Consider the following 25,619-nt stretch of genomic DNA (forward strand, 5'->3'; position numbering starts at 1 on the left):
GAGCAGCCTTGTGCTGCGAAGAGGCCGGTAGACTACCCGTGATCTTCGCAGCGCTTACCGGCCTCTTCGCAGCACAAGGCTGCTCCTACAGGGCGGTCGTTACAGCACCTGACGCAGAAACGCCTGCGCCCGCGGGTCCTTCGGTGCATCGAAGAACTGCGCCGGCGAGGCATCTTCCAGCAACTTGCCATGGTCGAAGAACAGCACCCGGTCCGCCACTTCGCGGGCAAAGCCCATTTCGTGGGTGACGCAGACCATGGTCATGCCTTCCTGGGCCAGGGTCTTCATCACGTCCAGCACTTCACCGACCATTTCCGGGTCGAGCGCCGAGGTAGGCTCGTCGAACAGCATCACCTTCGGCTCCATCGCCAAGGCGCGGGCGATCGCCACCCGCTGCTGCTGGCCGCCAGAGAGGCGCGACGGGTACTCGTTGGCTTTCTGCGAAATACCTACTTTTTCCAGCAGCGCACGGGCCTTGGCCTCGCGCTCGGCCTTGCCGCGCTTGCGCACGACTTTTTGCGCCAAGCACAGGTTTTCCAGCACGGTCATGTGCGGGAACAGGTTGAAATGCTGGAACACCATGCCGACTTCGCGGCGGTAGGCGTTGATGTCGGTCTTCGGGTCGGCCAGTTGCAAGCCGTCGATGGCGACAACGCCTTCGTCGAAATGCTCCAGGCCGTTGAGGCAGCGCAGGAAGGTCGACTTGCCCGACCCCGAGGGGCCAAGCACCACCACCACTTCGGCCTTGGCCACGCGCGTGGTGACGTTGTCCACCGCACGCACGACGTGGCCGCGGGTGTCGAAGACTTTTACCAGATCACGGACTTCAATCACTTTGCGCAAGCCTCCGCTCGAGCCGGCTGGCCAAATGCGACAGCGGCAGGTTGATCAGCAGGTACAGGCCTGCCACGCAGAACCAGATCTCGAACGTCGAGAACGAGGTGGTGATGGCCTCGCGGCCACTCTTGGTCAGTTCGGTGATGGCGATCACCGACACCAGCGAGGTGTCCTTGACCAGGCTGATGAACTGGCCGGCCAAGGGCGGCAGCACACGCTTGAAGGCCTGGGGCAGGATCACGTGGCGCATCGACTGGCTGGCGTTCAAGCCCAGCGAGCGGGCCGCCTCGTTCTGGCCGCGGGCAATCGACTGCACGCCGGCACGCACGATCTCGGCGACATAGGCGCCGGTGAACAGCGCCAACGCAGCCACCCCGGCGAACTCGCGGGACAGGTTGAGCACAGTGCCGATGAAGAAGTAGAAGATGAAGATCTGTACCAGCAGTGGTGTGCCGCGCACCAGTTCGACGTAGACGGTCGACAGGTCACGCAGGGTCGGGTTGTTCGACAGCCGGCACAGGCCCGCGAACAGGCCAATCACCAGGCCCAGGGCACCGGACACCACCGACAGCCACAACGTGGTCCACAGCCCCCACGCCAACGGGCCGGCCGCCCAGTGGCGGGTCACGCCGATCTGGTCGCCCTCAGCAACATCATCGCCACGGCTCAGCAGCAGGCTGTTGCTGTCGACGTCGAGCACCTGCTCGGCGCCCCCTTCTTCTTTCAGCGTTACGCGGGCAGTGTCACCGGAAACGACGATGTCCTGCACGGTGCCATAGCCGGCCGCGCGCTGGGCTTCTTCGGCCTGGTAGGCAAAATATTGCGGTACGCGGTTCCAGCGCCACTCGTAAGACATCATCGAGGTGGCCAGGTACAGGCTGACCGCCAGGCCCACCAACACCAGCGCGGTCAGCGCGTGCCAGGGCCACTGGGCTTTTTTGTGTTTGATCACGTGGGGTACTTCCGTAAATGCGAACGCGCAGGGTTTGCCTGCGCGTTGGGGTCAAAGGCTGGGCTTGTGGCCTGGGCCTTATTCCATTTCCTTCAGCCAGTCCTTGTTCTTGAACCACTTGTCGTGGATACGATCGTAGGTCCCGTCATGCTTGATCTGGTGCAGGAAGTTGTTGATGAAGTTGATGCTGTCGTAGTCGCCCTTCTTCAGGCCGAACGCCAGTGGCTCGTAGGTGAAGGGTTCTTCGAGGAACAGCAGCTTGCCAGCGCCGGCCTTTTCCACCGCCACCACGTTGTACGGGGCATCGTAGACGAAGGCATCGGCCTTGCCGTTGACCACGTCCATCACCGCTTCCTGCTCGTTGTCATAGCCGTGGTACTTGGCTTTGCCGATCAGCTTCTTGGAAACCATCTCGCCGGTGGTGCCGAGCTTGGAGGTGATGCGGTACTTCTCGTTGTTCAGGTCTTTGTAGGTCTTGATCTCGCCTGCCAGCTCCTTGCGGATCAGCAGGGTCTGGCCGACCACGATGAAGGGTTCGCTGAAGTTCAGGCGCAGGTTGCGTTCCTGGGTCAGGGTCATGCCGCTGCCGATCATGTCGAACTTGTCGGTCAGCAGGGCTGGGATGATGCCGTCATAGGCGGTGGAGACTGTCTCCAGCTTGACGCCCATGGACTTGGCCATGGCCTTGAGGATATCGACTTCGAAGCCGATGATCTCGCCACGCTTGTTGGTCATCTGGAACGGCATGTAGGTAGGGTCCATGCCCACTTTCAGGGTGCCGCGCTTGACCGCGTCTTCGATGGCGCCAGCCTGGGCTGCCGAGACCGCGACCAGGGCGGTGACACCGACCAGCAGTCGCGAAAGGTATTTCTTGATCATCACCAAGTCCCCTAGCAAGAAAAGAAGCAAATCTTATTGTTGGCACGGCCGTACGGCCGAAGCGTTCTATCGGAGAGGGATGCTAACGCATGGCGGCCCGGGGACCTAGAGCTGGGGGGACTTTGTTGGCCAAAATCGAGTAGAGGGGGATATTGCTGGCGAGGGCTGCGCCCTCGTTCGCGGCACAAGGCCGCTCCTACAGGATATGCATGCCTCTGTAGGAGCGGCCTTGTGCCGCGAATGGGCCGCAAAGCGGCCCCGGGGTCTATCAGGCGCCGACGAGTGCCGGTTGGCCTTCATTCTCCGGATGCAACGGCAACAACGGCGAATGTGGGTCGTTGTCGATCGACGCACGCCACACATCGATCCACGCCGCGTTGTGCCCGGCCCAGACCTGCTCATGCAGGCGCGACAAGGCAACCGGGTCGCTGAGCAAAGCCAGGCGGGTGCTAAGGTCGAGCCCTTGCGGGCCCACTTCCAGCGCCTTGGCCACACGCTCGGCACGCAGCGCTTCGATCGGCGCTGCCTGGCCATGGCGAGCCGTCGCCATGGCGCAGGCCAGGGCGTTCTGCCGTGGGTCGACCACTGCCCGCACGAAGCCGTCATGCAGGGCATGCCAGCGGTTCTCGTGGGTGTACTGGTCGGTTGCCAGCAGCTCTTGCGGCGTGGCGTATTCCTCAGGGATCAGGAACAGCTTCTCGTCCTTGGCCGCCAGGCCCAGGCGGGTACGGCTGGAAATCACCGACACCGGGATCGACAGCACCAGCGAACCCACGATCGGCGCCAGCCACCACAGGAAGCTCGGGTTCAGCCAGGCCACCAGCGCTGCCCAGGCAAAGCCCAGCAGGGTTTGCGGACCATGGCGGCGCACGGCTTCGCTCCACGGCGTGGAGTCGTCGTCACGCTGCGGCGAGTTCCAGGTCGCGGCCCAGCCGAGGAACGCGGCCAGCACGAAGCGGGTGTGGAAGATCATGCGCACCGGCGCCAGCAGCATGGAGAACAGCATCTCCATCAGCATCGACAGGGTGACCTTGATGCGCCCGCCAAACTCGACTGCGCCCTTGGCCCAGATCAGGATGATGCTGAGCAGCTTGGGCAGGAACAGCAGCACGATGGTGGTGGAGAACAGCGCGACGGCCTTCTCCGGGTGCCATTGCGGCCACAGCGGGTAAAGCTGGTACGGCTCGATGAAATACTGCGGCTCCATCAAGGTGTTGGTCGCCAGCAGCGCCGTCGACAGCACCAGGAAGAAGAACCACAACGGCGCCGACAGGTACGACATCACGCCGGTGAGGAACACCGCACGGTGCACCGGGTGCATGCCCTTGACCAGGAACAGGCGGAAGTTCATCAAGTTGCCGTGGCACCAGCGGCGGTCGCGCTTGAGCTCGTCGAGCAGGTTCGGCGGCAGCTCTTCGTAACTGCCCGGCAGGTCGTAGGCAATCCACACGCCCCAACCGGCACGGCGCATCAACGCGGCTTCGACGAAGTCGTGGGAGAGGATCGCACCGGCGAACGCGCCCTTGCCCGGCAACGGCGCCAAAGCGCAGTGCTCGATAAACGGCTTCATGCGGATGATCGCGTTGTGGCCCCAGTAGTGCGACTCGCCCAGCTGCCAGAAGTGCAGGCCGGCGGTGAACAGCGGGCCATACACGCGGGTGGCGAACTGCTGCATGCGCGCATACAGGGTGTCCATGCCCGACGCCTTGGGCGCGGTCTGGATGATGCCGGCGTCCGGGTTGGCCTCCATCAGGCGCACCAGGCTGCTCAGGCACTCGCCGCTCATGACGCTGTCGGCGTCGAGCACGACCATGTACTTGTACTCGCCACCCCAGCGACGGCAGAAGTCGTCGAGGTTGCCGCTCTTGCGCTTCACCCGGCGCCGACGGCGGCGGTAGAAGATGCGGCCAAAGCCTTTGGTCTCGCGGCACACGTCCAGCCAGGCCTGTTGCTCGGCCACGGCAATGTCGGTGTCGTTGGTGTCGCTGAGCACGAAGAAGTCGAAACGGTCGAGGTTGCCGCTGGCGGCCACCGATTCGAACGTTGCCCGCAGGCCGGCGAACACGCGCGGCACATCTTCGTTGCAAATCGGCATGACCAGCGCGGTACGTGCCTCGGGTGCGATCGGCTCATTGCCGGCACTGCTGCCGGAAATGCGGTACTTGTCGCGCCCGGTGAGCAGCTCGAGGAAGCCCATCAACGCGGTCCAGAAGCCCGCCGACACCCAGCAGAACAGGATGCCGAAGAGAATCAGGATAGACGTCTGCAAGGCATACGGCCAGACCTGCACGACGGTATCCCACAGCGGCTGGTTGACCACCTCGTCGAGGTCGACGAACGACCAGCCCTGGTACGGCAGGATGCCCTTCATGTACCAGCCGGCGACGATGGTCTGGCCGATCATCAGGGTCAGCAGGATATAACGGCGGATCGAGCCAACCGTGCGCCAGCGAGCCTTGGGCAGCTCACGCTGCTCTGGCTGCGGCGCGTTGGTGCGCCCGGTCATGCGGCGCCACATGCGGATCAGCACGTTGGTGCGCCAAGGCTCGGGCACGACACGGGTGCGCTTGATCGGCGGCGCGATTTTCAGGCACAGCCGGCCGCTGCCGTCGACGCCGAGCATTTCGGCGTCTTCGAGTTCGGCGGCGCTGCCCACGGTCAACCGCGGGCCCACCGAAGCCTGCACGGCCTCGGCGGCGTTGGCGGCCGGGTTGGCCGCCAGGCGTTGGTGCAGCTCACTGAACGAGGTGCAGCTGGCGAGTTCCGCGCGCTGCTCATCGCTCAGTGGGAGGTGGGCCAGGTATTCGCCAAGCGATTCTGGCCTTGCGCTTGAGTTACTCATCGGCAGGCAACTGATAGGTCCAGGTCTCGGTCAGCACTTTTTCGGTGGTGGCCGGGGTACCGTTGGTGGACGCCGCATCGGCGGCAGGTTGTTCGGCCTTGGCGTCTTTCTCGGCCTTGGCATGCTTGGCAGCGGCCCTGTCCTGCTTGGCGTCCTTGGCAGCAGGCTTGGCAGGCTCGACAGGCACGTCGCGCACCAGCGCAGCGCGCATTTCCGTCGATTTGTTGGCTTCCTTGACCTTCAACCGCAGGGTCAGGCGCCAGCCTTTGCTCTCTGGGTTATAGCGCAGGTTGTTCTCGACCACTTCGGCGTTGTCGCCGACGCTGACCTGGCTACGTACCGCGGCGTCTTCCGGCAGGGCAGCCAGGTTGGCACCGGCGAAGTCGACGATGAACGCCACGCTGCCGTCAGGCTGACGGATCAGGTTGGACTGTTTGACGTCGCCCGTGGAACGCAGGGTCTGGGTGACCGAGGCCAGGTCCTGGGCCTGGAACTGGGCTTCCTGGATGGTCCAGTGCAGCCGGTAGTCGTACTCGAACGGCTTGCCTGGCTCCGGCAGGGTCTCCGGGCTCCAGAAGGCCACGATGTTGTCGTTGGTCTCGTCGGCAGTCGGGATCTCGACCAGGTCGACGGTGCCCTTGCCCCAGTCACCTTTTGGCTCGATCCAGGCGCTTGGGCGCTTCTGGTAGTTGTCATCGAGGTCTTCATAGTCCTTGAAGTCGCGATGACGCTGCATCAGGCCGAAACCACGCGGGTTCTCGACGCTGAAGTTGCTCACGGCCAGGTGTTTCGGGTTGTTCAGCGGGCGCCACAGCCACTCGCCGTTGCCGGCATGGATCGACAGGCCTTCGGAGTCGTGCAAGGCCGGGCGGTAGTTCATGACCCGGGAAGGCTGGTTAGGGCCAAACAGGTACATGCTGGTGAGCGGCGCGATGCCCAGGCGGCTGACGTGGTCACGCAGGTAGACCCGCGACTTGACGTCGACCACGGTGTCGCTGCCCGGACGCAGGGTCAGCTTGTAGGCACCGGTGGAGCGCGGCGAGTCCAGCAGGGCGTAGATCACCAAGTGCTTGTCGGTAGCCTTCGGCTTCTCGACCCAGAACTCGGTGAACCGCGGGAACTCCTCGCCCGACGGCAGCGCGGTGTCGATGGCCAGGCCACGGGCCGACAGGCCGTACACATGGCCCTTGCCGACCACGCGGAAATAGCTGGCGCCAAGCAGGGTCATGATCTCGTCCTGCTTGTCAGCCTTGTTGATCGGGTAAAGCACGCGGAAACCGGCATAGCCCAGGTTCTTGGTGGTTTCCGGGTCGTGCGGCACGTCACCGAACTCGAAGCGGCTCGGGTCGTACTTGATTTCTTCGACCTTGGTGGCGGTGACTTCGTTGATTTTCACCGGGGTGTCGAAGTGCATGCCCTGGTGGTAGAACGACAGCTTGAAGGGGGTCTTGTCCTTGGACCACTCTGCCTTTTCCTGCAGGAAGTGAATCTTCTGGTAGTCGGCGAACTTCATGTCGCGGAACACCGCAGGCAGATTGCTCTTCGGTGCTTCGTACTTCTGGCCGGCCAGATCCTTTGCCTTGGCTGCAACATCGTCAAGATTGAATGCCCACAGCTGGCCCGCGTTCATCAGGCCGACCAGTGCCACACTGGCCATCAGGGCCTTACGTAGCCGAATGCCGGGGATTCTTGATGCTTTATGGGGACTAACAATCACGAGCAACCCTCGCCGAAAACAGATCATGAAACCAACGGCCAGCGACTAATGCCGGGTTGGCGAGCACTGTTCGGACCCCGTGAGGGCGTAATGATTCCCCAAACGGATCCAGACAATGCTCGAGTCAGAGTGAAACGAACCTGCGAACGCAGGTCCATGCAGCGCGCGATTATCCAGCAGGTCGCGTGACAACGCATCAGGCTGGACTAACTATTTATCGTACAAAACCCCTTGTTCTCCTACAAACAAGGGGTTTTTGACCTCATATTTGTAACATAAATGTTACAGGGCCATCATTGACCAGGTGCACCTGCATGTCCGCACCGAAGCGCCCACTGGCCACCTCGGCGTGCTGGCCCTTCGCTTGCGCTAAAAGATAGTCGAACAACTCGGCACCGAGGGCAGGCGGTGCCGCCGTCGAGAAGCCCGGGCGCATGCCGCTGCGCGTGTCCGCCGCCAAGGTGAACTGCGACACCAGCAGCAAACCGCCCCCGACATCCTTGAGCGACAGGTTCATCTTGCCCTGCTCGTCGCTGAACACACGATAGTTAAGCAGCTTGTGCAACAGCTTATCGGCATGTTCCCGGGTATCTTCAGGTTCGACGGCCACCAGCACCAGCAGGCCCTGGTCGACGGCGCCGACGATCTCGCCGGCCACCTCTACCCGCGCGCCACGCACGCGTTGCAACAGCCCCTTCATGCTTCTTCCAGGGGCAGGTCGAGCAAACGCCGGGCCATCTGGTCGGCGGCGCGCACCAGGGCATCGGTGATGCCGGGCTCGGAGGCCGCATGGCCGGCATCGCGAATGACTTTCAGCTCACTGTTGGGCCAGGCCTGGTGCAGCGCCCAGGCGTTGTCCAGCGGGCAGATCACGTCGTAACGGCCGTGCACGATCACCGCCGGCAGGTGGGCGATCTTGGGCATGTCGCGGATCAGCTGGTCCGGCTTGAGAAACGCATTGTTCATGAAATAGTGGCATTCGATGCGGGCAATCGACAGCGCCCGCTGCGGCTCAGAGAAGCGGTCGACCACCAACGGGTTGGGGCGCAGCGTGGCCGTACGGCCCTCCCAGGTGGACCAGGCCTTGGCGGCGTGCATCTGGGCGATCTGGTCGTTGCCGGTCAGGCGCTTGTGGAAGGCCTTGACCAGGTCGCCACGCTCTTCTGGCGGGATCGGCGCAATGTAGTCCTGCCAGTAATCGGGGAACAGGCGGCTGGCGCCTTCCTGATAGAACCATTCGATTTCCTGCGGGCGGCACAGGAAGATGCCGCGCAGGATCAGGCCATGCACCCGCTCGGGGTGGGTCTGGGCGTAGGCCAGGGCCAGGGTCGAGCCCCACGAGCCGCCAAACAGCACCCACTTGTCGATGCCCAGGTGCTTGCGAATGCGTTCCAGGTCTTCGACCAGGTGCCAGGTGGTGTTGTTCTCCAGGCTCGCGTGGGGCGTGGAGCGGCCACAGCCGCGCTGATCGAAGGTGATGATGCGGTACAGGTTGGGGTCGAAGTAGCAACGGCTCTGCGCGTCGCAACCGGCGCCCGGGCCACCGTGGATGAATACCACGGGCAAACCTTCCGGCGAGCCACTTTCGTCGACATACAGCACATGCGGCGCTTCCACGGCCAGATCGTGCCGGGCGTAGGGTTTGATCTGCGGGTAGAGGGTCTGCATTGCGCACTCCGTGTGAGGATTAAGTCTGCCGTTGGGCATCATAAACCTGAATTGCGCTTTGAGCATGTCCTGTTGCCATCCTTCACCCGATCAGGCCTACGAGGCGGATGGCGGCGCCCGTCAGCCCGGCAAAAACACATAACTACCTCAGTGGCCCCGGCCTGCTGAACATACTTGCGAGCCCACCCAAGCTTGGAGGCTCTTGTATGAACCCGTCTTCCCCTACCCCCTCGAGCAACCCGCCTTTGCACGCCGCACGGATAGGCCACGCCACCCCGCCATGGCTGAAGGCTGCCTCCAGCGAGGTGTACCAGTCGCTACGCGACGTGCAGGGCAAGGTACCGCCGTGGTTTGCAGCAGCGCTGCAGGATCAACCAGACATCGCACGCGCGCTGGCTCAAGAACATGCCCTGCACCGCAGCCACGCGGCGCAGGTCCAGGCGCTGTTCGCCTCGCTGCCAGACCTGCACGCCTTTGCCAGCGAGCAACTCACGCAGGCCATCAAGGCACGCTTCGACCTGGATGTTGAGGTGTCCAGCACCTACCTGGTCGATGCCAGGCTGATCCAGACCGAACACGCAATCGATGCCCGACAAGCCGTCGACCGGGCAACCCGGTCGCTCCTGCAATGGGCATTGCACAATTTTGATGCTGACGCGTGCGCAGCGGATGGCATGGATGCGCCGCAGGCCTTGCTGAAAAAGTCGGTGGTGCTGGACCACCGGCGCTTCATGGGCACCGTGCCCTTGACCAATACCGTGGCGATTCCCGCCCACGCGTTCGCCGAACTGTGCCGTACCTTGGACATCGGCGGGCGCTATCACCAGCAGGTCTATGACATTTACTACCCCGCGCCGACCGGCGACCAAGGGCCCCATGAGGCGGCCCTGCAGGTGTACGAAACACTCGCCCGTGCCGAGCGATCCGCGTTCAGGCAAAGCCTGCACAGTGCCTGGTTGCAGGGGCATATCAGCCAGGCCCTTTATGACGCGGCACTGGCCGCCCCGCTGGATGTGCCTCTGCCGCACACCGGCAGCCCACTCACGTTCAGCCTGCTGACATTGTGGGAGGTCGAAATGGTCGGCATGGCAGTGCTGCAGTTGCAGCCCGACAGTAGCTCACAAAACGCCAGGGTCGCACTGTACAACCCCGACGACCCGCACACCCCGCTGAAGGAATACGCCTCTTTCGACGCACTGGAAGCCGCGCTGCGCGACGCGCTCCAACTGGACATCCATTACCTGGACAACTGCCTGGCGGCCCGGGACAAACCGTCGATCCAGCAAAAGCTTCAGGACCGGTTGACCCCCATGGGCTGGAGCACCCGCGGCCTGCATGAGCGGGTCGCAGCCCCACAGGCAACGCTCGAACCCGTACCACACAAGGCCAGGTACTCGTTTCTAGGAACCCTGGTGACACAAAAGGTGGCCCGTCATGAAAAGGACGCCCTCTTCCAGGCCGTCCCCACCTGGGCTGTCGACCTGCTGTCTGCCAAGCGTCACCGAGAGGCCATCGCCGGGAAAGTACTGACCACGCTGAACATCGCCGGTTTTTTCGTCCCCGGCCTTGGCGAAGCGATGCTCGCAGTGTGCATCGCGCAGCTGGGTTACGAAGTCTATGAGGGTATCGAAAGCTGGAGCAACGACGACAGGGAGCAAGCCCACCGCTACCTGATCGATGTGATGGAAAACACCGCCACCCTGGCTGCCTGGGCGGCGGCGGGCTATGTCGTGAAGGAAGGGATCGGTGCTGTGCTGGCAGGTAAGCCAGAGGCCCCCGTGCTTGAAATCCCCGAAGTGGATACCCCTTCTTACATCGAGGAACTTGAAGAAGTCGATTTGCCGAACGGCGATACCCGATTGTGGAAGCCCGACCTTGCCCCCTTCGCCCACGATACGCCCTTGCCCGCGGGCCTTGAGCCGGATGAAACCGGGCTGTATACCCATGCTGGCAAGCGTTGGCTGATGCTCGAGGGCCAGCTGTATACCGTGAAGCAAACCCCGCCGAGCAATGCCTACCGGATCGAACACCCGCGCAGGCCCCAGGCCTACACACCTGCCTTGCAGCACAACGGCGCCGGCGCCTGGCTGCACGAGCTGGACAGGCCCCTGACGTGGCAAGGCATGGCGCTGTTCCGGCGGGCCGGGCACCTTTCTGCGGCGTTCGATGACGCAACAGCAACACGAATCCTGCAGGCCTGCGGCATCGATGAAGCGGTCTTGCGCCGGTCGCTGACTGAAAACCAACGCCTGCCCGCGCTGCTGGAAGATACCTTGGCCCGCTTCAACCTGGACCAGCAGATCGGGCAATTGCCTGCGGACGCTGAGCCCGGCCTGCCAGGTGCCGAGTTCGAGGCCCGCTATCGCCAGCTACCTGCCCCCCAGGCCCCTGGCGCCAGTGTGATCCAGCACGTTTATCCACAGCTTCCCAACGCCATCACCCAGGAGTTGTTGCGCAACGCCAACCCGCTTGAGCTGCAACAGTTAGTAGCCGGGCGAGTGCCCCTGCGCATTGGGCAAGAGATCCACCTTTATCAGGCGAACGTCCGGCTTACGCGTGCGTATGAAGGGGTGTATCTGCAGAGCCTGCGCAACTGGGACTCCGATCAACTGGTCGTGCAGATGCTCGGGCAACTGCCCGGCTGGCCAGCCGATATCAGCCTCGTGCTTGAACAGCGCCAGCACTCACCTATCCAGCTCACGCGTCTCGGGCCGCCGGACGGGCCAGGCCGAACCACGATCGTCAGCGCCAGAGCAGGCTATATCGTGCTGGGCAATGACCACCCGGATGCACGGGTTGTCGCGCACAACGCCCTGTACGGCGCACTGTTCGAGGTTCTGACTGCCGCTCAACGCGAAACGCTGGGTATCGTCGATGAGCAAGGCCTCAGGCACTTGGTTCAACAAGCGCCGCCCATGCCACGTTCGGCCCTGCGCAAGGTGCTCGGCATGCAAGCCGTGCGCCCAGGCTTCCGCTCGCCACTGCGCCTGGCCGATGGTCGGCTGGGCTACCCCCTCGGCGGCATGCGCCCCCGCGCCGCGAGCATTTCACGGCACACCTTGCTGAGTTCGATCAGGCAGATAGGCCAACACGCCCCCAACCCCCGGCCTGCCGAGCAGATTCTCACCGCGCTGGAGCACAGTGCCCTCACCCGCGCCGAGATCGAAGACAGGCTCAACACCTTGCTGGAACAACGCGATGAGCTGCACAGCCGGCTGGACGACTGGCGACAGATAGCGGCGCTGACGCCTCGTCAGGCCCCGGATGATTTAGAGCGGGTGTTGAATGCAGTCGCTCAGCATTGGTACGAACGCGCCCTCCTCACAGCCAACGACATCGCGCCGCCCCTTCGCCTGGAACGCCTGTCGCTGGAAAATTTCCCGCTCAACCTGCCGGAATTCTTCACGGCCAACGTCACTGACCTACAACTAATCGAAACAGCCCCCGAACACTTTGCCGGCTGGAGCCACCACGCCCCCCACCTCAATGGCCTGCTGCGACAGTTCGCAAACCTGCGGTCGCTGGAGATCAGCCGCGCCTACCGGCCTGAGGCCTTGCCTTCGCCGTTTCAGTTCAGCCTGCCGGTGATTGCCCAGCACCTGCCCGCGCTCGAATCGCTGAACCTGACCCATCAGAACCTCTCGCTGTCCTCGACCGACATCGATAGCCTGGCCGGGCTCACTCACTTGCGCCGGCTGGACCTGAGCGGCAACCGCTTGTCCGAGCAGTATCCGCCGCGTTTCAACGAACTGTCACTCGACTACCTGGGCCTGGACAACCTGGCGTTGGACCACTGGCCAGAGGGGGTGGGGTTCAACGCCGTGACCCAAATACGTCGCATTGGGCTGCGCAATAATCAGATCACGATGCTGCCACGCTTCCTGCTGGACAACCGAATCCACCTCGCCGATCACGCCGTGCTCTCACTGCAGGGCAATGCCCTGTTCGAGGACGACCTGCTGCGCGTGATGATGAGCGAAGATGGCCGCGCCTCCCGCTTCGAGGTGGACCGCAGCGAAGCCTTCAGCGCCCGCCTGGCCCTGCAGCTGCAACGTCGCCAGCAGTTACGCACTATCATCGACGACTACGTGAACGCCTCCAGCTCAAACGCGCCGGTCAGCCAGGCCGTGATGGCCACCCGGACCCGTGTGGCAACGGCGTTGAACGAGTTCTGGCATTACCAGGAGATCGGGCTGACGCGGGCAGCCCTGCGCCTGAACGACATTGCGCTCGAGCATTTCCCCAGGCTGTTGCCGGCATTTTTCACCGAACAGGTGCATAACCTTGCCCTTGAGCGGGTAAGCGGCTCTACCGCCCAGCTCGACGGGCTGTTCCGCCAGTTCCCGCGGGTGACGCGCCTGTCTGTCGATGCTTACCAGGAGGCAGAGCAGACACTGCCTTCGGCCCTGCTGCGCCTGCCCGGGCTGACTGACATTGCCTTGCGCAACGCTGGCCTGGTGATCGACCAGCAGGTGATCAATACGCTGGGGCGCCTGCCCACGCTCAATTCGTTGGACCTCACTGGCAACCGCATGGGGCTGATCACACAGGCACCGGCAACGCTGCAAACGCTACGCCGCCTCGACCTGAACGCCATGGCCCTGGACCAATGGCCGAGCTGGGTGGACAGCCTGCTGCCGTTGGAGCTGTTGGACCTCAGCGAGAACCGCCTCACCGAATTGCCTGCGCACATCCTGGCCAACCTCGACAACAACTTCCCCATCAGCTCGATCTTGCTGTTCAGCAACCCGCTGAGCGACGAAGCCGTCATGCGCGCTCGTGCGTCCTCGGATAGCCAGCACAGCTTTACCTTTGGCATCGACCTGTCAGACAGCATGAGCGAATCCTCGACAGAAGGCGCGATGGCCGGCCACTTCCACTTACCCTTCCTAGACCCGGCTGCCGATGCCCCCAGCCTGCAGGACTGGCTGCTCGCCTCGGACGTCGAAAACGAGGCCCTGAGAGATTGCTGGGACGCCCTCCAGGCTTCGGGCAATGCCGGGAACCTTCTGGCGCTGGTAGGCCGCCTGCGCAATGCCGCCCCTTACCAGAATGGCAAGAGCCGTGTGGCGTTCTGCGCGCGGGTGCGCAAGGTGCTGGTGAGTGCTGTGGTCAACCCGGACGACCTTGCGCTGTTCAACCATCAGGCCAATGAGGCACTGCTGCAGGAAAACGGCGACCAGACTTGCCACGACGGCGCCTTGCTGGTGTTCCAGAATATCGAGCTGTATATCGCCAACCAGCGTTTGCAGTTCGATGCGGCAGATACCGAAGGCAACCTCTATCGGGAACTGCGCCGTTTGTATCGCCTGCAGGCACTGGATGAGATCGCCAAGAGCGAGACTGCCCGCCGGGATGAAGCAGAGGTGCGCCTCACCTACCGACGCGAGCTGAATACCCCGCTTGACCTGGGCCAACCCGAAGACACCCTGCGTTACGCAATCAGCGCCAGCATCGATGAGTTGGCGCATGCCGAGCTGCAGGTCCAGCGCGGCGAGCTTGGCGAGGATTTCCTGAATTTTGCGGCCGCCAACGCTCGGTGGGTCCAACATTTGCGCCAGGCCTACGCCGGTCGCTTTGCTGAAATCGAGCAAAGCTACCAGGCTCAGGTAGCGGACCTGCCGGATCAGTTTCCGGACAGGCCCCTCGATACCCTTACCGAGGAATTCACGGCTCTGGAGCGAAGCAAGCAAGCGCGCGAGGCACGCCTGATCCGCGAACTCACCGCGTTCGCCAACCCAGACCGCAGGCCACGTTCCTCGACTGAGTAGCCCCCACCTGGCAACCGCCGCAGGTAACTAACTACCACTTGGCGATAAGCCCCCGAAGACAGACTCCGACACTGACCAATCAATCGGAGTCTCTCATGCCTGCCATCATTGCCCCTGCCGGAATCGTCGGCGGCGACGCCATTAACCCCGCCTACTCACTGATCACAGGGCTCGTCCCCGATTGGTTCAAGGCACTGCCAGCGCACCAGTACGCGGCCTTGCGCAGTGCTACCCAGCAGCCTTTGGACTGGTATGAACAGGCATGCCTGCAGATGCCGGAGACCGTGGCGACCTTTCACGCCGAGCATGCCCATTTCCGCTGGCTCGAATCCCAGAAGCAACACGCCTTGGGGCAACTGACCACCCTTGAAGCCTTCGCCGAACCCCTGCTCAAAACAGCCATCACACAGCGTTTTGGGCTGGAGGTGGACGTTCGCCGGGCCGTCCTGTTCCACCCCAAGCTTGCGGACACGCCCTGGTCTTTCGCGAACCTGTCAAAAGACCCAGCAGTGGAGGCCGCCGCCGCCGTGCGCCGAGCCACCCAACCCTTGCTGACCGCCGCGCTGCAAAACTTCGTGGCTGGCGACACTCAGGCTGGGGGGATGGACCTGAGACGCATGAAAGCAGTCATCTACGACCCCGCCAATGAGGACCACACGCTGGCGATCGCCCCCCATGAATTCGCCGCACTGTGCCGGGAACTGGACCTGGGCGGGCAGTACCAGAAAACCCTCGAAGCCGTGTTCAACCCCGCCTCTTCGGCCGACCAGGCGCCGGGGGCAGCCGCCTTCAATCAGCTCGGCCTGCTCAAACGGTGCGAAAGCTCGACGCTGAAGCTGCATACCTGCGTGGCGTACATGAAAAAGCACATCAGTGAACGCACGTACGGTTTGCTGCTGGACGTTGCGGATAACAAGCGCGTTGTGCGAGACGGCAGCCCGCTGCTGAGCCGTAACCTGCAACTGCGGGATGTCGACCTGACCGGCGTGGTGGCCATCGGCCCGTCGGACGACCAGGGCGGCCTGCGCGGGCCCTTCACTGTCTACATTCCGGAAGACCCGGTGTGCGCTCTCAAGGAGTACGCCTCCACGCTCGACTTCGTCAGCGACTTACGCAACCGAATGTTCAGCCGAGGCTACTTGGACTTCTTCCGTGGCCTGGTGGCCGATGAGCAAGCCGACGCCCTGTTCGCCACCCTTACCGATCGCCTCTATCCGCTGGTGTGGGCCGAGGGCGGGCAACTGAAGGTTCGCCGCCCGCATCGGCAGGCCAAGCTGCACGTGCGCATGCACGACTACAGCCAGCCGTTCCTGACCGAGTTCACCCTGCGCAAGGTTCGAAAACTGCGAACGGATGCGCTTTACCATGGCGTACCGACTGCTGTAATGGACGAAAAGGCACTGGAAGCGCGCCTCGCGTATTTCGCCGGTGGCGTGTTGCAGGCGCTGAACATCGGCGCCTTCTTCGTACCCGTTCTGGGCCAGGTGATGATGGTCGTGACCACCGTTCAGCTGGCCTATGAAAGTTACGAGGGTATCGAAAGCTGGAGCCGGGGCGAGCGCGAGCAGGCCTTTGGTTACCTCATGGACGTGGTCGAGAACGTCGCCTTGTTCGCCGCACTCGGCGCCGCCGGTGCCGGTGCTGGCACCACGCCCGCCCTCGAGCGGATACCGGTCGAAACCCCATCGTTCATCGAAGAGCTGCAAAGCGTTACCTTGGCCAATGGCAAGACACGCCTGATCAAAACCGATATCACGCCCTTTGCCCATGACATCCTGTTGCCTGCCGGCTTGAAACCTGACGCGTTCGGCCTCTATCACTACCAGGGCAAGACTTGGCTGGCGTTGGAAGACCGCGTCTATTCAGTCAAGACCTCGCCAGGCAATCCACCCCAACAGCGCATTGAGCACCCGACCAAAGCCATCAGCTACGAGCCCCTGCTGCGCCATAACGAAGCCGGTGCCTGGCAGCATGAGTTCGAGCGCCCGCGCCAATGGCAGGGTCATACGCTGTTCCGACGCTTGGGGCCTTCGGCCAGCGGGTTCTCCGAAGAAACCGCCCGACGCATCCTTGCCGTCAGCGATACCCATGAATCCGTCCTGCGCCAGGTACTGATCGAAAACCAGCGCCCGCCAGCATTGCTGGAAGACACCCTGCGCCGCTTCAGCCTGGACCATGAGGTGTCACAGGACTTGGCCGGCACAGACGCGAACACACGCATCACTGCCTTTCAAGCGCGCTACCAGACACCGCCCGTCGATCAGGCCCCCAGCACCCAGACCATTACCCGCCGCTACCCCGCGCTGCCCGTTGGTATCGCAGACGAGTTGGCGCGCCATGCCAGCCCAGCGGAGCTGGAGCAGTTGCTGGCGGGCAAGGTCCCGTTGCGTCTGGCTCAAGAAATCCATACCTACCAACAGCAGGTACGCCTGGCGCGTGCCTACGAGGGGCTCTACCTCGACAATGTGAACAACCCGGACACCGACAGGCTTGTTTTGCACAGTGTGGCGCGTTTGCCTGGCTGGGCTGACGAAATCCGCATCGAGCTCCGCCAAAGCAGGTTCACCGGCCCCTTGATCGATCAGGTAGGCGCGCCAGACGGGCTTGTTCGCAAAGTGCTGACCCAACACGCCGATGGCTACCAGACCTACGATGGCGAAGGGCACGAACTGCATGGGCGCGACACGCTCTACTCGGCCATCTTGCATGCATTGCCCGACGCGAACCGAGCAGCGCTGGGCTTTCCCAATACCTGGGAAGGCCCAGCGCTCAAGCAACGCGTACAGCAGTTACCGTTACTGCCACGGCCCGAGTTGCGCAAGGTGCTCCACATGCAACCGGCCAAACCAAGCGCAAACTCGCCCATGCGCCTCGCCGACGGACGAGTGGGCTACCCATTGAGCGGCCGCGGCACGCTCGCCAGCACAGTTTTGAGGGAAGACCTGCTGTATCTGATTCGGCTGCTGGCGCTTGAGCAAGACGCGCAGAGCGCCGAAGCGGTACTGGCCGCCCTGGAAAGCGCAGGGCTGTCACGCGTGCAGATCAGCGAGCGCTTGAATGAGCTGATCGCCGAACGTGATGCCCTGGACCAGAGCCTGACCGCCTGGAGCGACGCGGCCCTTGATCTGCCTGACCTGCACAGGCGCCTGAACAGCCGAACCCGCATTCAGGACGCGCTATGGCAGCATTGGCAGGCCACCCACCTACCGGAAATTGGACGGGGCGCTGCCACACTACGCCTGGAGCGCATCCTGCTGATCGACTACCCCGCACAGCTGCCCGCCTTTTTCGAGCAACGCATCGTGCGTTTGCAGCTGGTTGATTACCAAGGTACCGGTCTGATGACCTCGCAAACCCTGGGCGCGAACATCGGCCCGGAACTGCAGGCGGTAGACAACTTCCTGCAACGCTTCCGGCACCTCACATCCCTGGAAGTCAGCAGCCCTCAAGGGCTCACCTACAGCACCTTGAACCTGCAACCCCGGCAGGCGTTTGCGACACTGCGCGAGCTGCGGCTGCACGACACACGCCTGGGCCTGAGTGGCGGTTACATCGCAGGGTTGAGTGACCGCTTTCCGAACCTGGAGGTGCTCGACCTGAGCGGCAGCCCGATCAACTACTTCGAGGACACGCCGAACATCGGCAATGTCCGTTTACATTATCTCGGCCTGGACCGCACGGGCCTGGTGGATTGGCCTGCCTGGCTAAACAGCCAATCGCTCACTACGATCGATCATCTCTCCCTGCGTGACAACGCGCTGACCAGCGTGCCCGACGAACTCGCCCTTGCACCACGAACTGCACAGCCACGTGGGCGCATATCCTTGCAAGGTAACCTGCTGTCGCGCCAGGCCATTCTGACGCTGTTGGCTGATCAGGCACCCGATGCCAGGCACTTCGAACTGGCATTCGACACCCCTCCCAATATTCAGCAAAGTGCCCAGGCCTACAGGCGGGATCAACAGGAGGTGCTGGCCATCTTCGACAACTGGGCCAATGCCTCAAGCTCGTCCAACCCCGTGAGCGAACAGGCAACCGCAGCCAGAAGGCAAATCGGCGAGGCATGGCTCGCATTCATGCGCGCTGACTTCCTGGGGACCACGGGCCCGCTGCAGTTAACCGACATTTCGCTGAGTAACTTCCCACCGCAATTTCCGCCGCACCTGTACGCCCGCGTGCGCGAACTACAGCTGCTGCGCATGACCGCCACCCGCGAGCAGCTCAATAGGCTCCTGGGGCACTTCACACAACTGGAGGCACTCACCCTCGATGGCCAGGTTGCACCGACTGGCGCGCTTCCCAACGTGTTAGAAGCCTTACCGGACCTGCACCATCTGACAATCCGTATAGAGGGTGGTCAGATCGATGACGACGCCATGGCAATGTTCGCGCGCATGCCCCAGTTGCAATCGCTCAATCTGGAAGGCAACCGCCTGGCCGCTTCTTTCGACAATGAGAACCTGCAAACCCTGAGCGATCACCTGACTCGGCTCACCTTGGCCAACACCGGCCTGCACACGTGGCCAGCGTGGGTGGAGACCCTTCTGCCCCTGGACACTCTGGACCTCGACGATAACCAGATCGTCAACCTGCCGGACAACATCCTGTACAACCCTCGCAATGACCATGCGCACACGGAAATATCCCTGCGTGGCAACCCGCTAAGCGATTTCACGATGTCCCGCGCCCATGGCTCTGAAGCGCGTAACAGGTCGTACAGTTTTCTGATGGATCTGCCCGACGAAATTCTTCAGGAGCATTGGCGCGAACGTCACGACTCGGACAGCGAGTCCGATGACAGTGACGATGATGACAGCGTCAGTTCCGGCGACCATGGCCATGCCCACAGCCCCGCCCTGGAACCTGAAATGGATGCCCCCGACGTCGATGACTGGCTCATGGCGAGCGTGGAGGAAAACGAAGCGCACCGCACGGTGTGGGAGACGCTGCAACAGGGCGGCGAAGCGCCGGCATTGCTCGAACTGGTAGGCCGCCTGGCGCACACGGCCTCGTATCGCACACTGGCCACCCGCGCCGATTTTGTCGCGCGCGTCTGGCGCATTCTGGAGGTCGCCGGCAACAGCGCCGAGGAACGTGCATTGTTCAATGGCATGGCCCACGCGGGCGTCGAGCGCAATGGTCAAGGGCTATACCAGACCTGCCACGACGGCGCCTGGCTGGTGTTCAACCAAATGGAGATCAAGGTCTTCACCGAACAGGCACTCAAGGCGCTGCCCGAGCAGTCTCGCGGACAGGCGCTGTATCGCCTGGTACTGCGCCTATATCGGCTGGAGGCCGTTGAAACCATCGCCCGCGAACGGGCCGGTACCAGGGACGAGGCCGAAGTGCGCATGGCCTACAAGCTGAACCTGGCGGAGGCTTTGGAGCTGCCGCTGGCACCGAAGAAGATGCTCTACCAGGCCTGCGCCAACGTCAGCCCCGCAGAGCTGGATGCTGCTCGCGCGCAGGTACTTGCAGATGAAAGTGGCGACCCGTTCCTGACATTTGCCGCCCGGCAGGATGCCTGGGTCGACTACCTGCGGGAAACCTATGCGGAGCGTTTCGCCGTATTGGAGCAAGACTACCAACAGCGCGTGCTGGATGCGCCAGATGAAACACGGGAGCCCGGCGGTGCCAGCCCGACCCTGGAAGCACTGGCGCCGCTGTTCGAACGCCTGAAGCTCGAATACGAACAGAAGGTCGCCCACATGATACGCGAACTGACCATCGCCGAAAGCTACAGGTACGCTTGACGCCCGTTGAGCGCCGCGCCGCGCCGCTCGACATCCGCTTACCTTCCGTAGCGCTCCCGGCCCCAGGCCAGCAGTGTCTCAAGCAGCGCGCGCAGCACTGCTTGAGTCGGCTGCGCCAGGTCTTCGCGGTACGCGAAGGGCTCCACTTCTTCCATGTAGGTGCTCTGCGCCAGTTCCAGCTGCACAGCATGAATGTGCTCGTCCGGGTTACCGTAATGCCGGGTGATATGCCCGCCTTTGAAACGCCCGTTCAGCACATGGCTATAACCCTGTGCCTCAGCGCACGCCCCCTGCAGCCGCTCGGCCAGCTTGGCATCGCAACTGGCGCCGTTGAAGGTGCCCAGGTTGAAGTCCGGCAGCTTGCCGTCGAACAGGTGCGGGATCAGCGAGCGGATCGAGTGGGCATCCCACAGCAAGGCGTAGCCGAACGCCTCGCGCAGGCGCGCCAGCTCGCGCTGGATCGTCTCGTGATACGGCCGCCAGATCTGTTCCAGGTAGGCCTTGCGCTCGTCCGCGGAGGGTTCCTTGCCGTGTTTGAACAGCGGCTCACCCTCGAACAGCGTGGCCGGGTACAGCCCTGTGGTGGCCCCGGCGTACAGCGGCGTGTCGTCATCCGGGCGGTTCAGGTCGATGACGAAGCGTGAATACTCCGCCGCCACCACGCTAGCACCCAGCTCACGGGCGAAAGCGTACAGGCGCGGGATGTGCCAGTCGGTGTCCGGCAGGCTCTGCGCCTGGTCGACCAAGCCCTCGCGCACGGCCTGGGTCAAGCCCAGCCCAGCGTGAGGCATGCTGATCAGCAGGGGTAGGCGGCCCTGGTGAAAACTCAGTACCTTGTCCATTGCGCCTCGCTCAATTGGAAATTTCATGGCCCCCGCGCACCACGCGCTTGGGCAGGTCGCCGCCGAGCCAGTAGGCCAGATCGGCAGGGCGTTCGATGTGCCAGGCGACGAAGTCGGCCACCTTGCCCACTTCAAGCGAGCCGTGGCTGTCGCCCAGGCCGAGGGCCGTAGCGGCATGGGTGGTCACGCCGGCCAGTGCTTCTTCCGGGGTCATGCGGAACAGCGTGCAGCCCATGTTCAGCATCAGGCGCAGCGACAACCCTGGCGAGGTGCCGGGGTTGAGGTCACTGGCCAGGGCAATGTTCACCCCGTGGCGGCGCAAGGCTTCCATCGGCGGCAACTGGGTCTCGCGCAGGAAGTAGAAGGCGCCCGGCAGCAGCACGGCGACAGTGCCGGCCGCAGCCATGGCGATGGCGTCTTCCTCGGTCATGAATTCCAGGTGGTCGGCCGACAGCGCCTGGTAGCGCGCAGCCAAACTGGAGCCGTGCAGCGACGACAGCTGTTCGGCATGCAGTTTGACCGGCAGGCCCAGTTCACGCGCTTTGATGAATACCCGCTCGACCTGGGCCGGGGAGAACGCCAGGTGTTCGCAGAAGGCATCCACGGCATCCACCAGGCCCTCTGCAGCCAAGGCCGGCAGCATCTCGTCGCAGATGTGGGTGATGTAGTCGTCGGCCCGGCCAGCGTACTCCGGCGGCAGGGCATGGGCCGCCAGGCAGGTGGCGCGCACCGACAGCGGCAATTCGTCGGCCAGGCGCCGGGCCACGCGCAGCATCTTGCGCTCGTTGGCCAGGTCCAGGCCGTAGCCGGACTTGACCTCGAGCGTGGTCACACCATCGCGCATCAACGCCTGAACCCGCTGGCGAGCACTGGCGAACAGCTCATCCTCGCTGGCCGCGCGGGTGGCCCGCACGGTGCTGGCGATGCCGCCGCCTTGCGCCGCGATTTCGGCATAGCTCACGCCTTGCAGGCGCTGCTCGAACTCGCCGCTGCGGTTGCCACCGAACACGGCGTGGGTGTGGCAGTCGATCAGGCCAGGGGTGACCCAGGCATAGCCCAGGTCCACCGTACGCTCAGCCTCGACCGGCCGCAGCTCGCTGCGTGGGCCGATCCATTCGATCAGCCCGGCGCAGGTGACGATCGCCGCGTCCTCAATGATCGCGTAACGGCCGTCCACCATGGTTGCCGCATGGCAGTGCTGCCAGAGGGTTCTCATTTGCAAATCTCCTGTACTAGCGGTGCAGCTCGGCCGGCACCTGGGCCGCCTTGCCCTGCCCTGGCCGCGGCTTGCACCACAGCAGGTAGGACGCCACCAGGAACACCACCCAGACGACACCGACCAGCAACGCGGCCTGGGTATCCGGGAAGTAACCGAGCACGCCAAAGATGAACACCATGAACGCGATGGCCATGGCGGGGCCATAGGGCCAGAACGGTACCGGGAACGCGAGCTGCGCGGCTTCTTCGCGGCTCATGCTGCGGCGCATGGCGACCTGGGTGACCAGGATCATCAGCCACACCCACACAGTGGCGAAGGTGGCGATCGAAGCGATCAGCAGGAACACGTTCTCGGGGATCAGGTAGTTGAGCAATACCCCCACCAGCAGCGCCGCGCCCATGACCACCACGGTCATCCACGGCACGCCGTGCTTGGACAGCTTGCTGAAACCACGCGGGGCATGGCCTTGCTGGGCCAGGCCATACATCATGCGGCCGGCGCCGAAGATGTCGCTGTTGATGGCCGAAATCGCAGCGGAAATCACCACCACGTTGAGCACTGCCGCTGCCGAACCGATCCCCAGGTTGCTGAAGATCTGCACGAACGGGCTGCCTTCGCTGCCGATCTGCGGCCACGGGTACAGGCACATCAGCACGAACAGGGTCAGCACGTAGAACAGCAGGATGCGCAGTGGCACGGCATTGATGGCCTTGGGGATGACCCGTTGTGGGTCCTTGGCCTCACCGGCGGTCACGCCGATGATTTCGATACCGCCAAAGGCAAACATGACCACCGCGAAGGAGGCGATCAGGCCGCCGACACCGTTAGGCATGAAGCCGCCATGCTCGACCAGGTTGCTCAAGCCGACGGCATGCCCGGTGCCCACCTGGCTGAAGCCGAAGGCCATGATGCCGAGGCCGGCGAGGATCATCGCGACGATCGCGCCGACCTTGAGCAGCGACAGCCAGAATTCCATTTCGCCGAACACTTTGACGTTGCACAGGTTCAGGCCGCCAATCAGGAAGACGATGCCCAGCACCCAGATCCAGCGGGCCACTTCAGGGAACCAGAAGCCCATGTAGATACCGAAGGCGGTCACGTCGGCGATGGCGACGATGACCATTTCGAAGGCGTAGGTCCAGCCGAGGATGAAGCCGGCCATGGGGCCGAGGTAGGTCGTGGCGTAGTGGCCAAAGGACCCGGCGACCGGGTTGTGCACGGCCATCTCGCCGAGGGCGCGCATGACCATGAACACGGCGGCGCCGCCGATCAGGTAGGCCAGCAGCACGGCGGGGCCGGCCATCTGGATGGCAGAGGCGGAACCGTAGAAAAGCCCGGTACCGATAGCGGAGCCGAGCGCCATGAAACGGATGTGCCGGGCCGATAGCCCGCGCTTGAGACCTTGAGCTTGTTGCATGTCACGTCCTAATTTTGTTTTTGTGGTCGTGAGATCGAGGGGGGCTGCTGTGCAGCCCTTTCGCAGCGCAAGGCTGCTCCTACAGGGAAAGCGTCGCCGTTGTAGGAGCAGCCTTGTGCTGCGAATGGGCCGCAACGCGGCCCCAAAGGCATTACAGGCTAGGCAGAACCCCAGCCGGCAGCAGCCCGGTCAGGCTGCCCTTGGCCAGCAGTTCGACGGCCTTCTCGATATCCGGCGCAAAGAACCGGTCGCGGTCATAGTGCGGCACTTCGCTGCGCAGCGCCTGACGCGCCTGCTCCAGCTTGGCGGAGGTCTTCAGCCCTTTGCGCAGGTCCAGGCCCTGGCAGGCGCCCAGCCATTCGATGGCCAGCACGCCACGGGTGTTTTCGGCCATTTCCCACAGGCGCTTGCCCGCCGCCGGGGCCATCGACACGTGGTCTTCCTGGTTGGCCGAGGTGGGCAGGCTGTCGACGCTGTGCGGGTGCGACAGCGCCTTGTTCTCGCTGGCCAGCGCAGCAGCGGTGACCTGGGCGATCATGAAGCCGGAGTTGACCCCACCGTTTTCCACCAGGAACGGCGGCAGTTGGGACATGTGCTTGTCCATCATCAGCGAAATGCGGCGCTCGCTCAGCGAGCCGATTTCGGCAATGGCCAGGGCCAGGTTGTCAGCGGCCATGGCCACCGGCTCAGCGTGGAAGTTACCGCCCGAGATCACGTCACCTTCAGCCGCGAACACCAGCGGGTTGTCGGACACGGCGTTGGCTTCGATGCCCAGCACTTCGGCAGCCTGGCGTAGCTGGGTCAGGCAAGCGCCCATGACCTGTGGCTGGCAGCGCAGCGAGTACGGATCCTGGACCTTGTCGCAGTTCTTGTGCGATTGCGAGACTTCGCTGGTTTCACCCAGCAGGTCGCGGAAGCACGCGGCGGTGTCGATCTGGCCACGCTGGCCACGCACGGCATGCACCCGTGCATCGAACGGCGAACGCGAGCCCAGCGCCGCTTCCACGGTCAGGCCACCGCAGGCAATGGCGGCGGCATACAGGTCTTCGGCGTAGAACAGCCCGCGCAAGGCGTAGGCCGAGGACGCCTGGGTGCCGTTGAGCAGGGCCAAGCCCTCTTTGGCGGCCAGGGTCAGAGGTTCCAGGCCAGCAACGGCCAGGGCTTCGGTGGCCGACAGCCACTGGCCCTTGTAGCGCGCCTTGCCTTCGCCGAGCAGCACCAGCGACATGTGCGCCAGCGGTGCCAGGTCGCCGGAAGCACCGACCGAGCCTTTGAGCGGGATGTGTGGGTAGACTTCGGCGTTGACCAGGGCGATCAGTGCATCGATCACCTTACGGCGGATGCCGGAGAAACCACGGCTGAGGCTGTTGATCTTGAGCACCATGATCAAGCGCACCAGGTCGTCATCCAGCGGCGCGCCGATGCCGGCGGCGTGGGACAGCACCAGCGAGCGCTGCAGGTTTTCCAGGTCGTGGCTGGCAATGCGGGTCGAGGCCAGCAGGCCGAAACCGGTGTTGATGCCGTAGGCGGTGCGGTCTTCGGCAAGAATCTGTTCGACGCAGGCAACGCTGTCGTTGATCGGCTGGTCGGCGCTGGCATCCAGGCGCAGGCGCACGGGTGCGGCGTGGATCGCGCGCAGCTGGGCCAGGGTCAGGGTGCCAGGCTTAAGGGTCAGTTCGGTCACTTCGCTACTCCATTCTGTCGGGGCCCGCAGGCCCCTTC

At 63.5% G+C, this 25,619-nt stretch carries 13 protein-coding genes; 2 read left to right on the forward strand and 11 right to left on the reverse strand.

All coding sequences use genetic code 11. The features are described from left to right. Nucleotides 1-99 precede the first annotated feature (99 nt). The 7 genes from LOY53_RS24735 to pip all read right to left on the reverse strand — a co-directional run bounded on the left by LOY53_RS24735 (nucleotide 100) and on the right by pip (nucleotide 8,895). On the reverse strand, nucleotides 100-834 hold the full coding sequence (locus LOY53_RS24735; protein WP_027592407.1) for an amino acid ABC transporter ATP-binding protein: 735 nt from the start codon (nucleotides 832-834) through the stop codon (nucleotides 100-102). Further along, nucleotides 827-1,789, reverse strand: coding sequence for an amino acid ABC transporter permease (locus LOY53_RS24740; RefSeq protein WP_027592406.1), 963 nt, complete (start codon nucleotides 1,787-1,789; stop codon nucleotides 827-829). Before LOY53_RS24740 ends, LOY53_RS24735 begins: the two co-directional genes overlap by 8 nt. Nucleotides 1,790-1,867: 78 nt before the next feature. Continuing rightward, entirely contained in the window at nucleotides 1,868-2,665 is a 798-nt protein-coding gene (locus LOY53_RS24745) for a transporter substrate-binding domain-containing protein (RefSeq protein ID WP_099455914.1), read from the reverse strand. A gap of 271 nt (nucleotides 2,666-2,936) precedes the next feature. Next, nucleotides 2,937-5,510: a glucans biosynthesis glucosyltransferase MdoH gene (gene mdoH / locus LOY53_RS24750; RefSeq protein WP_252826078.1), complete on the reverse strand. Its 2,574-nt coding sequence runs from the start codon at nucleotides 5,508-5,510 to the stop codon at nucleotides 2,937-2,939. Next, nucleotides 5,503-7,227 (reverse strand): glucan biosynthesis protein G, encoded by a 1,725-nt coding sequence (locus LOY53_RS24755; protein WP_309475936.1) that lies wholly within the window; start codon nucleotides 7,225-7,227, stop codon nucleotides 5,503-5,505. The genes mdoH and LOY53_RS24755 overlap by 8 nt, the downstream gene beginning before the upstream one ends. A gap of 262 nt (nucleotides 7,228-7,489) precedes the next feature. Beyond that, nucleotides 7,490-7,927 (reverse strand): D-aminoacyl-tRNA deacylase, encoded by a 438-nt coding sequence (gene dtd / locus LOY53_RS24760; protein WP_186677192.1) that lies wholly within the window; start codon nucleotides 7,925-7,927, stop codon nucleotides 7,490-7,492. Beyond that, nucleotides 7,924-8,895, reverse strand: a complete 972-nt coding sequence (gene pip / locus LOY53_RS24765) for a prolyl aminopeptidase (RefSeq protein WP_099455566.1) — start codon at nucleotides 8,893-8,895, stop codon at nucleotides 7,924-7,926. Before pip ends, dtd begins: the two co-directional genes overlap by 4 nt. Nucleotides 8,896-9,101: 206 nt before the next feature. Here pip and LOY53_RS24770 point away from each other — a divergent pair, with 206 nt between their 5' ends. Next, nucleotides 9,102-14,666, forward strand: a complete 5,565-nt coding sequence (locus LOY53_RS24770) for a dermonecrotic toxin domain-containing protein (protein WP_258703390.1) — start codon at nucleotides 9,102-9,104, stop codon at nucleotides 14,664-14,666. Between the two features lie 95 nt (nucleotides 14,667-14,761). Then, the gene (locus LOY53_RS24775; RefSeq protein ID WP_258703391.1) at nucleotides 14,762-20,419 is read left to right on the forward strand and encodes an NEL domain-containing protein; all 5,658 of its coding nucleotides are present in this window, start codon (nucleotides 14,762-14,764) and stop codon (nucleotides 20,417-20,419) included. A 38-nt stretch (nucleotides 20,420-20,457) separates the two neighbouring features. Here the strand turns inward: LOY53_RS24775 and hutG are convergent, their stop codons facing one another. The 4 genes from hutG to hutH all read right to left on the reverse strand — a co-directional run bounded on the left by hutG (nucleotide 20,458) and on the right by hutH (nucleotide 25,581). Further along, nucleotides 20,458-21,261 carry an N-formylglutamate deformylase gene (gene hutG / locus LOY53_RS24780; RefSeq protein WP_252826085.1) on the reverse strand — a complete coding sequence of 268 codons (804 nt, stop codon included), beginning with the start codon at nucleotides 21,259-21,261 and terminating at the stop codon, nucleotides 20,458-20,460. Nucleotides 21,262-21,271: 10 nt separating this feature from the next. Beyond that, nucleotides 21,272-22,477: an imidazolonepropionase gene (gene hutI / locus LOY53_RS24785; RefSeq protein WP_252826087.1), complete on the reverse strand. Its 1,206-nt coding sequence runs from the start codon at nucleotides 22,475-22,477 to the stop codon at nucleotides 21,272-21,274. Nucleotides 22,478-22,493: 16 nt separating this feature from the next. After that, entirely contained in the window at nucleotides 22,494-23,897 is a 1,404-nt protein-coding gene (locus LOY53_RS24790; RefSeq protein ID WP_252826088.1) for an amino acid permease, read from the reverse strand. Nucleotides 23,898-24,048: 151 nt separating this feature from the next. After that, nucleotides 24,049-25,581: a histidine ammonia-lyase gene (hutH, locus tag LOY53_RS24795; RefSeq protein WP_027592396.1), complete on the reverse strand. Its 1,533-nt coding sequence runs from the start codon at nucleotides 25,579-25,581 to the stop codon at nucleotides 24,049-24,051. Nucleotides 25,582-25,619: the final 38 nt, after the last annotated feature.

Origin of the sequence: Pseudomonas sp. B21-031, assembly GCF_024748985.1 — a bacterium.
Classification (GTDB): Bacteria; Pseudomonadota; Gammaproteobacteria; order Pseudomonadales; family Pseudomonadaceae; genus Aquipseudomonas; species Aquipseudomonas kermanshahensis.

Bases quoted from the DNA above. Each gene is read 5' to 3' on its own strand.
- hutI (WP_252826087.1), bottom strand. From the start codon at position 22,477: ATGAGAACCCTCTGGCAGCACTGCCATGCGGCAACCATGGTGGACGGC.
- LOY53_RS24790 (WP_252826088.1), bottom strand. From the start codon at position 23,897: ATGCAACAAGCTCAAGGTCTCAAGCGCGGGCTATCGGCCCGGCACATC.
- LOY53_RS24770 (WP_258703390.1), top strand. From the start codon at position 9,102: ATGAACCCGTCTTCCCCTACCCCCTCGAGCAACCCGCCTTTGCACGCC.
- pip (WP_099455566.1), bottom strand. From the start codon at position 8,895: ATGCAGACCCTCTACCCGCAGATCAAACCCTACGCCCGGCACGATCTG.
- mdoH (WP_252826078.1), bottom strand. From the start codon at position 5,510: ATGAGTAACTCAAGCGCAAGGCCAGAATCGCTTGGCGAATACCTGGCC.
- LOY53_RS24775 (WP_258703391.1), top strand. From the start codon at position 14,762: ATGCCTGCCATCATTGCCCCTGCCGGAATCGTCGGCGGCGACGCCATT.
- hutG (WP_252826085.1), bottom strand. From the start codon at position 21,261: ATGGACAAGGTACTGAGTTTTCACCAGGGCCGCCTACCCCTGCTGATC.
- dtd (WP_186677192.1), bottom strand. From the start codon at position 7,927: ATGAAGGGGCTGTTGCAACGCGTGCGTGGCGCGCGGGTAGAGGTGGCC.